This is a genomic window from Vibrio sp. 10N.247.311.12 (assembly GCF_041467515.1).
GTDB classification, from domain to species: Bacteria; Pseudomonadota; Gammaproteobacteria; order Enterobacterales; family Vibrionaceae; genus Vibrio; species Vibrio crassostreae_C.
In genome coordinates, this window is the sequence record NZ_JBFSUV010000029.1 from 59,449 (window position 1) to 67,490 (window position 8,042).

7 protein-coding genes are annotated in these 8,042 nt (G+C 44.5%); all 7 read right to left on the bottom strand.

What is annotated here, in order from left to right; all coding sequences use genetic code 11:
• Positions 1-30: 30 nt before the first annotated feature.
• Entirely contained in the window at positions 31-4,059 is a 4,029-nt protein-coding gene (rpoB, locus tag AB6E30_RS13940; protein WP_017065638.1) for a DNA-directed RNA polymerase subunit beta, read from the bottom strand.
• 236 nt (positions 4,060-4,295) lie between these two features.
• Entirely contained in the window at positions 4,296-4,664 is a 369-nt protein-coding gene (gene rplL, locus AB6E30_RS13945) for a 50S ribosomal protein L7/L12 (protein ID WP_017060525.1), read from the bottom strand.
• A gap of 57 nt (positions 4,665-4,721) precedes the next feature.
• Positions 4,722-5,216, bottom strand: a complete 495-nt coding sequence (gene rplJ, locus AB6E30_RS13950) for a 50S ribosomal protein L10 (RefSeq protein ID WP_017060524.1) — start codon at positions 5,214-5,216, stop codon at positions 4,722-4,724.
• A 250-nt stretch (positions 5,217-5,466) separates the two neighbouring features.
• On the bottom strand, positions 5,467-6,171 hold the full coding sequence (rplA, locus tag AB6E30_RS13955) for a 50S ribosomal protein L1 (RefSeq protein WP_017063651.1): 705 nt from the start codon (positions 6,169-6,171) through the stop codon (positions 5,467-5,469).
• Positions 6,172-6,175: 4 nt separating this feature from the next.
• Complete coding sequence (gene rplK, locus AB6E30_RS13960; RefSeq protein ID WP_010435555.1) at positions 6,176-6,604, bottom strand: 50S ribosomal protein L11; 429 nt, start codon at positions 6,602-6,604, stop codon at positions 6,176-6,178.
• Between the two features lie 213 nt (positions 6,605-6,817).
• Positions 6,818-7,366 carry a transcription termination/antitermination protein NusG gene (gene nusG, locus AB6E30_RS13965; protein WP_010435556.1) on the bottom strand — a complete coding sequence of 183 codons (549 nt, stop codon included), beginning with the start codon at positions 7,364-7,366 and terminating at the stop codon, positions 6,818-6,820.
• 13 nt (positions 7,367-7,379) lie between these two features.
• Positions 7,380-7,757: a preprotein translocase subunit SecE gene (gene secE / locus AB6E30_RS13970; protein ID WP_010435558.1), complete on the bottom strand. Its 378-nt coding sequence runs from the start codon at positions 7,755-7,757 to the stop codon at positions 7,380-7,382.
• Between the last annotated feature and the right edge of the window lie 285 nt (positions 7,758-8,042).

Here is an 8,042-nt window from a genome sequence, read left to right on the forward strand (position 1 = left end):
AATCCTATCTTCTTTTAAAAAGAGGAGGGATTACTCTTCGTCTTCTAGCTCGATGTTGATACCTAGCGAGCGAATCTCTTTCAACAGTACGTTGAACGACTCAGGCATACCAGGTTCCATGCTATGGTTACCGTCTACGATGTTCTTATACATCTTAGTACGGCCGTTAACGTCATCTGACTTAACTGTTAGCATTTCTTGTAGAGTATATGCAGCACCGTATGCTTCTAGTGCCCATACTTCCATCTCACCGAAACGCTGACCACCGAACTGAGCTTTACCACCAAGTGGTTGCTGAGTTACTAGGCTGTAAGAACCAGTTGAACGAGCATGCATCTTGTCATCAACCAAGTGGTTCAGTTTCAGCATGTACATGTAACCAACAGTTACAGGACGCTCAAACGAATCACCAGTACGACCATCAAACAGTTTAAGCTGACCAGATTCTGGCAGATCACCCAGTTTAAGTAGTTCTTTGATTAGAGACTCAGAAGCACCGTCGAACACAGGAGTAGCAATCGGTAGACCGCCACGTAGGTTCTTGATCAGTGTACGAACTTGATCATCAGACAGTTCAGCAATATCAACTTTCTGACGAGTATCACCAAGATCGTAAACCTTCTGTAGGAACTCACGGAACTTATGCAGTTCTTGTTGTTCCTTAACCATTTGGTTGATCTTGTCACCGATACCTTTCGCAGCCAAACCTAAGTGAACTTCTAGGATCTGACCGATGTTCATACGCGATGGTACACCCAGCGGGTTAAGTACGATGTCTACAGGCTGACCTTTCTCATCGTATGGCATGTCTTCAACAGGGTTAATCTTAGAGATTACACCTTTGTTACCGTGACGACCGGCCATCTTATCACCAGGCTGGATACGACGTTTAACCGCTAGGTAAACTTTAACAATCTTAAGAACGCCAGGCGCTAGATCATCACCTTGAGTGATTTTACGACGCTTAGTTTCAAACTTCTTATCGAAGTCTGCTTTTAGCTCATCCCACTGCTCAGCAAGTTGCTCAAGCTGTGTTTGTAGCGCATCGTCTTCTAGAACTTGCTCTAGCCATTGCTTACGACCGATAGTATCAAGCTTAGCTTCAGAGTAACCACCAGACAGAAGTACAGCTTTAACACGGTTAAGAAGGCCACCCTCAAGAATTTGGAACTCTTCAGTTAGGTCTTTCTTAGCTTCTTTAAGCTGCATCTGTTCGATTTCAAGTGCACGCTTGTCTTTCTCTACGCCATCGCGAGTGAAGACTTGTACATCGATGATAGTACCCGAAACAGAGTTTGGTACACGTAGAGAAGTATCTTTAACATCAGATGCTTTCTCACCGAAGATAGCACGTAGCAGCTTCTCTTCAGGAGTCAGTTGAGTTTCACCTTTAGGGGTTACTTTACCAACTAGGATGTCGCCACCCTTAACTTCAGCACCAATGTAAACGATACCTGACTCGTCTAGTTTAGACAGAGCAGACTCACCTACGTTTGGAATATCAGCTGTGATCTCTTCAGAACCCAGCTTAGTATCACGAGCCACACAAGATAGTTCTTGGATGTGGATTGTCGTGAAACGGTCTTCTTGAACTACGCGCTCAGATACTAAGATCGAGTCTTCGAAGTTGTAACCGTTCCAAGGCATGAATGCGATACGCATGTTTTGGCCAAGAGCTAGTTCACCAAGGTCTGTTGAAGGACCATCAGCAAGAACATCGCCACGTGCAACTGGTTCACCAGGAAGTACAGTTGGACGTTGGTTAATACATGTGTTTTGGTTCGAACGCGTGTACTTAGTTAGGTTGTAGATATCGATACCAGCTTCGCCAGGTACCAATTCATCTTCGTTAACCTTAACTACGATACGAGAAGCGTCTACAGACTGAACTTGACCACCACGTTTAGCAACCGCTGTAACACCAGAGTCAACTGCGATGTTACGTTCGATACCAGTACCTACTAGAGGCTTATCAGCCTTAAGTGTTGGTACAGCTTGACGTTGCATGTTGGCACCCATCAATGCACGGTTCGCATCATCGTGTTCTAGGAACGGGATAAGCGAAGCAGCGATAGATACTACTTGGTTTGTCGCAACGTCCATGTAGTCAACGTGATCGCGTGGGTGAAGACCAGATTCACCTTTTTGACGAGCTGTGATTAGCTCATCTGCAAACGTACCTTCTTCAGTAAGAATGGTGTTTGCTTGCGCGATTACGAATTGACCTTCCTGGATTGCAGACAGGTAATCAACTTCTTCTGTTACTACACCATCTACTACACGACGGTACGGAGTTTCTAGGAAACCGTAATCGTTACAACGTGCAAACGCAGATAGTGAGTTAATTAGACCGATGTTTGGACCTTCAGGCGTTTCGATCGGACATAGACGACCGTAGTGAGTTACGTGAACGTCACGTACTTCGAAGCCTGCGCGCTCACGAGTAAGACCACCAGGACCTAAAGCAGAGATACGACGTTTGTGCGTAACTTCTGACAATGGGTTGTTTTGGTCCATGAACTGTGAAAGCTGTGAAGAGCCAAAGAATTCTTTAACTGCAGCAGAGATCGGCTTAGCGTTGATAAGATCTTGAGGCATGATTGCATCAAGGTCACCAAGGCTTAGGCGCTCTTTAACGGCACGTTCTACACGAACTAGACCAACACGGAATTGGTTTTCTGCCATTTCACCTACAGAACGGATACGACGGTTGCCAAGGTGGTCGATATCGTCCACTTCACCAATACCGTTACGGATACCAATCAGTTTCTTCATCACTTCGATGATGTCTGATTCATCCAGAGTACCGCGCTCTTCTTCTTCTTCACGCTCGATAGAGCTGTTGAACTTCATACGGCCTACAGTTGATAGGTCGTAACGTTCTTCAGAGAAGAATAGGCTTTCGAATAGAGACTCTGCAGCTTCTTTCGTTGGTGGCTCGCCAGGACGCATCATGCGGTAGATTTCTACCAATGCAGAGATGCGATCTACTGTGCTATCTGCACGTAGAGTGTCTGACATGAATGGACCGTGATCTAGGTCATTCGTGAACAGAGTTTGTAGAGACTTGTGACCTGCTTGAGACAGGTTAGCAAGTGCTTCTAGGCTAATCTCTTGGTTCGCGCCAACGATGATCTCGCCAGTTGCTTCATTGATGTAATCTTTAGATGCAACTTTACCAACGATGTACTCTACTGGTACTTCGATGTGCTCAACGCCATCTTTTTCAAGTTGACGGATATGACGAGCAGTAACACGACGACCAGTCTCAACGTAAGTTTTACCGTTTGCTTCGATGTCGAATGACGCAGTTTCACCACGTAGACGATCAGGAACCAACTCCATAAGAAGAGTTTGGTCTTTCACTTCGAAGTTCACTTTGTCGAAGAACAGATCAAGGATCTCTTCAGTCGATTTACCAAGTGCACGAAGAATAATCGATGCTGGTAGCTTACGACGACGGTCGATACGTACGAATAAGTTATCCTTAGGATCGAACTCAAAGTCTAACCATGAGCCACGGTAAGGAATTACACGTGCGTTATAAAGAACTTTACCTGATGAGTGGGTCTTACCCTTATCACTGTCGAAGAACACGCCTGGGCTTCGGTGCAGCTGGGATACGATAACCCTCTCGGTACCATTAATTACGAAAGTACCATTGTCTGTCATAAGCGGAATTTCGCCCATGTAGACTTCTTGTTCTTTAATGTCTTTTACAGTACCTGCTGGTGCATCTCGATCAAAGATAACTAGACGTAGTTTTACGCGTAGTGGCTTTGAGTAAGTAACACCGCGGATTTGACATTCTTTAACGTCAAAAACTGGCTCACCAAGACGGTAGCTAACGTATTGCAGCTCAGAATTGCCGTTGTAGCTCTGAATTGGAAATACAGAACGGAAAGCAGCTTCAAGACCGTATTGACCTTCTGGATCCTGTTCGATGAATTTGTCGAAAGAATCAAGCTGGATCGATAACAGGTATGGAATGTCCAAAACTTGTGGACGAGTACCAAAATCCTTACGGATGCGCTTTTTCTCGGTATAAGAGTAAACCATGGGGTTCCTCAGCTCGCTGATAAGTGACCCAAACCACCCAAAACACTCTTCAGAGGGGGTGGTGACAAACAGCTGTTTAGTGGTAGTAGAACAATCATTTCGAAAAAATGACTGTTTTTTTGCTCGGATTATGACGGTTAAACAGCGGAAATTTCGCCATAGCCCTACAGCGCAAAAAGGCCGGTGGTTAATAAACCACCAGCCATTAGCCTTGCGGCTATGAAATTAAGTAATAATTACTTGATTTCAACAGAAGCGCCAGCTTCTTCTAGCTGTGCTTTAAGAGCTTCAGCTTCAGCTTTGTCAACGCCTTCTTTAAGCGCTGCAGGAGCTGAGTCTACAAGACCTTTAGCTTCTTTAAGACCTAGGCCAGTTGCGCCACGTACAGCTTTGATAACTTGTACTTTGTTAGCGCCAGCAGCAGTTAGGATTACGTCGAATTCAGTTTGCTCAGCAGCAGCGTCGCCGCCAGCTGCGCCACCAGCTACAACTGCAGCTGCAGCTGAAACGCCGAATTTCTCTTCCATAGCTTCGATAAGCTCAACAACTTGCATTACAGACATTTCTGCAACTGCGTCTAGGATTTGCTCGTTAGTAATAGACATAACAATTCTCTTTTAAGTCAACAATAAGTTTAATTTGCAACCAGTGAAAAGCAAGGCTTAAGCCGCTGCTTCTTCTTTTTGGTCACGTAGTGCAGCGATAGTACGAACCAGCTTGCCAGCAGAAGCTTCTTTCATGCACATCATTAGGCGTGCGATAGCTTCGTCGTAAGTTGGTAGTGTCGCTAGTACTTCAGCATCAGTAACTGCGCCTTCAAATGCAGCAGCTTTGATCTCGAAATCTTTGTTCTCTTTAGCGAAGTCTTTGAAAAGACGCGCTGCAGCACCTGGGTGCTCGTTAGAGAACGCGATCAGAGTTGGACCAGTGAAAGTGTCTACTAGACACTCGTAGTCTGTACCCTGAACCGCACGGCGTGCTAGTGTGTTACGAACAACTTTCATGTAAACACCCGCTTCGCGAGCTTGTTTACGTAGAGAAGTCATTGCGCCAACTTCAACGCCACGAGAATCAGCTACAACTGCAGAAAGTGCACCACTGGCAGCTTCGTTGACTTCAGCAACAATTGCTTTTTTGTCTTGAAGATTTAAAGCCATTTGGATTAACCTCTGGTTGTGATTACAGCACCCAATACAAAATGTATTGAGCGTTTACGATGTTATTTAAAAATGAATAAATCCACTTCAAACCACAACATCGCCTACGTAGGTTTTATTAAGCTATCAATAATCTAATGAAAATCGACAGCGCCTACGGTCTTGGGATAGATGATTTCAAATTGCTTTAAAACCACCCAACCACAAATATTAGGCGCAGAAGTATACACTAAATCTGCGCCTAAGCAAATTAGTTTGCTTGAGTATCAAGACTAGCTTGATCAACAGCAACACCAGCACCCATCGTAGTAGAGATGCTTACTTTCTTCAGGTAAGAACCCTTAGCTGAAGAAGGCTTAGCTTTCTTAAGAGCAACTAGAAGTGCTTCTAGGTTCTCTTGAAGCTGGTTAGCTTCGAAAGATGCTTTACCGATAGTAGTGTGGATGATGCCGTTCTTGTCGTTACGGTAACGAACCTGACCAGCTTTAGCGTTCTTAACCGCTTCAGCAACGTTAGGAGTTACAGTACCAACTTTAGGGTTTGGCATAAGGCCGCGTGGACCTAGGATTGTACCTAGTTGACCAACAACACGCATTGCATCTGGAGAAGCAACAACTACGTCGAAGTTCATTTCGCCTTTTTTCACTTGCTCAGCAAGATCTTCCATACCAACGATATCTGCGCCAGCAGCTTTAGCAGCTTCTGCGTTTGCACCTTGAGTGAAAACAGCAACGCGGATGTCACGGCCAGTACCGTGAGGTAGCACTGTTGCGCCACGAACGTTTTGGTCAGATTTACGAGCATCGATGCCTAGGTTAACAGCAACATCTACAGACTCAACGAATTTAGCAGTCGCTAGTTCTTTAAGAAGAGCAACAGCTTCGCTGATTTCGTATTCTTTAGTTGAGTCAACTTTGTCGCGGATTACGCGCATACGCTTAGTAAGTTTAGCCATGATCTTATCCCTCTACCACTAGGCCCATTGAACGAGCAGTACCAGCAATAGAACGTTTCATTGCTTCGATGTCAGCACCAGTCATATCAGCAGCTTTAGTTTCTGCGATTTCCTGAACTTGAGCGTCAGTAACAGTACCAACTTTCTCAGTGTTTGGACGACCTGAACCAGACTTAACGCCAGCAGCTTTCTTAAGAAGAACAGCAGCAGGTGGAGTCTTAGTTACGAACGTGAAAGAACGGTCGTTGTAAACAGTAATAACTACTGGAGTAGGTAGACCTTTCTCAACAGATTCTGTTTTTGCGTTGAACGCTTTACAGAATTCCATGATGTTCACGCCGTGTTGACCTAGAGCAGGACCAACCGGTGGACTTGGGTTTGCCATACCAGCTGCAACTTGCAGTTTGATATAAGCTTCAACTTTCTTAGCCATGATATTTCCTAATATTTTGGGTACATGCGCTAGCCGCAAGGCGAGCTCCCCATAAATTCAATTAACTCTTTTTCACTTCCACAGAAGCAAAAAGGCGCGAAATTATAATCATAATTCGCGCCTTTAACAACCCTAAAAAGGTGATTTTTTATACTCTTTTATTTTGAACAACTTATGAAGTATTTATCCACAGCTTGTTCAAAACTTAGAGTTTTAGTCCAGTTTTTCAACCTGACCAAATTCAAGCTCAACCGGTGTTGCACGACCAAAGATCGATACAGATACCTTAATGCGGCTTTTCTCGTAATCTACTTCTTCAACAGTACCGTTGAAGTCAGCAAATGGACCATCGTTCACACGAACCACTTCACCCGCTTCGAACATTGTCTTAGGACGTGGAGACTCGCTCGCTTTCTCTAGACGGTTCAAGATAGCATCAGCTTCTTTATCAGTGATTGGTGCAGGACGATCAGAGGTACCACCAATGAAGCCCATAACACGCGGAATGCTGCGTACTAAGTGCCATGATTCATCATTCATGATCATTTGAACTAATACGTAGCCAGGGAAGAATTTACGTTCACTTTTACGGCGTTGGCCTGCACGCATTTCCACTACTTCTTCAGTAGGTACTAGCACATCGCCAAATAGTTCTTCCATGTTGTGCATTTTAATATGCTCGCGTAGCGACTGTGCAACACGACCTTCAAAGCCAGAAAAGGCTTGAACTACATACCAACGTTTTTTTGGAGCTTCACTCATGAATCAGAACCCTCTACACCCCAGTTGCTAGAGAAACTAGACGGACCATAATGCCGTCAATTCCCCAAAGCACTAGAGACATAACAATACATACAGCTAAAACGATCAATGTAGTTTGCATAGTTTCTTGGCGAGTAGGCCAAACAACTTTACGAATCTCCATACGAGATTCTTTTGCAAAATCGATCGCAGCTTTACCTTTAGTTGTTGTTGCTGCAACGCCTAGTGCGGCAGCAATCAGCACAACTACACCTGCAGCGCGAATTACAACAGACAATTCACCATACAGGTAATTACCCACAACAGCAGCAGCCAACAGAACAAAAGCGACAATCCACTTCATTGTATCTGCTGCACCTGAGCTATCAGGAGTTTCAGCGTTTGCTTTCATAAAACCAACCTGTGATAAGTCTTAAATATAGACGACAATAACCCCGCTGTTGCAGGGCACATTCCTTTGCGTTGCAAAACAACACATCTAACAGTCATTTTAGTCAAAAAGACCGTTTAATTCTTTGCTAAGAGCAAAAATCGATGTCAAAACATCCAACTCTTTTTTTAGCGCAGAAAAAGGGCATCAAATGATGCCCTTTTTACTAGTGGTTCGTCAAATCTTATGCAAAGATTTTAGCTACAACACCAGCACCAACTGTACGGCCACCTTCGCGGATTGCGA

What these genes read in the sequence shown, in the direction of transcription:
- rpoB (WP_017065638.1), bottom strand. Translation starts at nt 4,059, where the DNA reads ATGGTTTACTCTTATACCGAGAAAAAGCGCATCCGTAAGGATTTTGGT.
- rplL (WP_017060525.1), bottom strand. Translation starts at nt 4,664, where the DNA reads ATGTCTATTACTAACGAGCAAATCCTAGACGCAGTTGCAGAAATGTCT.
- rplJ (WP_017060524.1), bottom strand. Translation starts at nt 5,216, where the DNA reads ATGGCTTTAAATCTTCAAGACAAAAAAGCAATTGTTGCTGAAGTCAAC.
- rplA (WP_017063651.1), bottom strand. Translation starts at nt 6,171, where the DNA reads ATGGCTAAACTTACTAAGCGTATGCGCGTAATCCGCGACAAAGTTGAC.
- rplK (WP_010435555.1), bottom strand. Translation starts at nt 6,604, where the DNA reads ATGGCTAAGAAAGTTGAAGCTTATATCAAACTGCAAGTTGCAGCTGGT.
- nusG (WP_010435556.1), bottom strand. Translation starts at nt 7,366, where the DNA reads ATGAGTGAAGCTCCAAAAAAACGTTGGTATGTAGTTCAAGCCTTTTCT.
- secE (WP_010435558.1), bottom strand. Translation starts at nt 7,757, where the DNA reads ATGAAAGCAAACGCTGAAACTCCTGATAGCTCAGGTGCAGCAGATACA.